Origin of the sequence: Sphingomonas segetis, assembly GCF_009720245.1 — a bacterium.
GTDB classification, from domain to species: domain Bacteria; phylum Pseudomonadota; class Alphaproteobacteria; order Sphingomonadales; family Sphingomonadaceae; genus Sphingomicrobium; species Sphingomicrobium segetis.
The window spans coordinates 1-1,697 of record NZ_WJSQ01000272.1; the positions used below are offsets into that span (position 1 = coordinate 1).

General features: G+C 69.9%; 3 protein-coding genes and 1 pseudogene. 2 read left to right on the forward strand and 2 right to left on the reverse strand.

Annotation, left to right across the window (positions count from 1 at the left end; all coding sequences use genetic code 11):
• A pseudogene (locus GH737_RS15575) lies at positions 1 to 291 on the forward strand (hypothetical protein); the annotation flags it as partial.
• A gap of 84 nt (positions 292 to 375) precedes the next feature.
• Positions 376 to 804: a nuclear transport factor 2 family protein gene (locus tag GH737_RS14685; RefSeq protein ID WP_155265504.1), complete on the forward strand. Its 429-nt coding sequence runs from the start codon at positions 376 to 378 to the stop codon at positions 802 to 804.
• 3 nt (positions 805 to 807) lie between these two features.
• Here the strand turns inward: GH737_RS14685 and GH737_RS14690 are convergent, their stop codons facing one another.
• Positions 808 to 1,140, reverse strand: coding sequence for a hypothetical protein (locus tag GH737_RS14690; protein ID WP_155265505.1), 333 nt, complete (start codon positions 1,138 to 1,140; stop codon positions 808 to 810).
• Between the two features lie 70 nt (positions 1,141 to 1,210).
• A partial coding sequence (locus GH737_RS15580) for a hypothetical protein (RefSeq protein ID WP_196233238.1) occupies positions 1,211 to 1,697 on the reverse strand: 487 nt, incomplete at its 5' end.

The window sequence follows — 1,697 nt, forward strand, 5'->3', positions numbered from 1 at the left end:
CCGGCGTTCAACGCCGGCTGGCGGATGGCCGAGCAGCTGGGCGCCGGCAGGCTCGCGCCGATCGCGTTCGACCGCGCGATCAACGGCCGAATCGAGCAGGTCTACCAGGGCGGCGAGCTGGTCGGCGAACGGCAGGTGCCGAGCGACAAGCTGCTGATGTGGCTGCTCGCGCGGCTCGATCCCAAGCGCTTCGCGCTGCCGTGGGAACAGCGCGGCAATGCCGACCCGCAAACCGAGGCCTCCGCGGCGTTCCCCGCGCTGCTCGACGGGCTCACCGACATCCCCTGCTGAGCTGCGAAACCTTCGCCGTCACTGCGAACATTCGCGAAGATTGGGGCTCTCGCGTCGGCGGTCGCGCTCGGCTAGGCAGCGGTCATGGCCGACCTCACGCCCGTCATCGAGACGATGGAGAACCGCTGGATGCGCGCGTGGGTCAACCGCGACGCCAGGGCGCTCAAGAGCCTGACGGCGAGCGATTTCATCCTGCTCGTGGGCTCGAAGCCGCCCGCGCTCCTCGACCGGCGGAGTTGGCTCGAAGCGGCGGCCAAGCGCTATTTCTGCTCCTCGTTCAGCTTCGGCGACATCTATGTGCGCGGCGCCGGCCCGCTTGCGCTGTTCGCCGCATCGCTCGAGCTCCGGGCGAGGATGGACGGCGAGGACTGGTCGGGGACGGTGTGGGTGACCGATGTCTGGCGCAAGGGGCGGGTCCGGCGCGGGTGGAAGCTGGTGCAGCGGACGGTGAGCCGGGTCGACGAGGACCCCAAGCTGCCCGGCGGGATCAAGTCGCTGCAGTTGTGGAAGTGAGTTTCAGCCGGCTTTCCTGACCCGCCGCGGCCTTGCGAACAGCTCCGCTTCGCTCTTGCGGCGGACTCGCTCGGTGACCTCTTCGGTAACGTCTGCGCCGGCAGCGTTGCAGCGGACGTGGCACAGGCACAGGTTGTCGAGCGCCTCCGCGCCGCTTCCGATCTGCTCGAACCTTGGCGCCTTGTCGTGCCCGCGCGGCAGGTCGAAGCGGAGTGGCCTGCGGCAGCGCCGGCAATTGTCGCCGTCGCGCTCGCGCAGCGCCGCGAGCCGCTGCTCGTGCTGCGCTCGGCGGAATTTCCACGGGGTCACGTATCGGGCGAGGATCGCGCGGCTCATGCGCCGGGCGATAACTGATCACCCCTCACCAATCGGTTACGGCCGCGCTCAAATTTCTGGCGATTACCGGTTACTTGTAGTTGCCGGCCGGCACCGGCACCCTCTCGCCGTCATCAGCCGGGTTCGCATTGGCCGCTTTCGCGACCGTCGCCGCCGCCGCCTCCGCCTGTTCGGCTTCGCGCTTCGCCTTGGCCATCAGGTAGAGCTGATATTCGGTCGGGTGCGGGTCGGTGAGGAACATGCTCCCGACCTCCTCGCCCTTGGCGAGCCGCTTCGCGATCTCGGCCGCGGTGAGCGCCGCGCCGATCAGGTTGATCCCCGCGCTGGTGCACGGGAACGGTCCGACCGTCGCGCAGTCCGGGACCACTTTCCCGCCGGGGCGCACGGGACGCCCGCCGCTGCGGATCTCGCGCCGCGCTTCCATCACGTCGGGGTTGAGGCGGTAGCCCTGCGGGCGCTGGGTGCAGATGACGATCGTGCGGCCGTCGGCGCCCGGTGCCGGGCAAGCCTCGGCGGAAGCCGCTGCGGCTGGAGAGTCCGCCTTGGTGGCAGCCGGC